General features: G+C 69.5%; 1 protein-coding gene. It reads right to left on the bottom strand.

Annotation, left to right across the window (positions count from 1 at the left end; genetic code table 11):
- On the bottom strand, nucleotides 1–210 hold a 210-nt coding region (locus tag D9599_RS31020; RefSeq protein ID WP_375373103.1), incomplete at its 3' end, for a transposase.
- Nucleotides 211–220 lie beyond the last annotated feature (10 nt).

The raw sequence follows: 220 nt of genomic DNA, 5'->3' as shown, positions 1-220 counted from the left end.
CGCGAGCCCGGCAAAGATGCGGTTGAACACGCCGAGGCGGCTCCAGCGCACGAAACGGTTGTAGAGCGCCTTGTGTGGGCCGTACTCGGCAGGCGCGTCGCGCCAGCGCAGCCCGTTGCGGATGACGTGGAGGATACCGCTGACCACCCGCTGATCGTCGACGCGGGGCACCCCGTGCGAGAGCGGGAAGTAGGGCGCGATCCGCCGGATCTGCGCCTTC

Origin of the sequence: Roseomonas sp. KE2513, from assembly GCF_016107305.1 — a bacterium.
Lineage (GTDB): Bacteria > Pseudomonadota > Alphaproteobacteria > Acetobacterales > Acetobacteraceae > Roseomonas.
The sequence above is the reverse complement of the archived record's forward strand: the minus strand, read 5'-3'. Positions and strand labels throughout refer to the sequence as shown.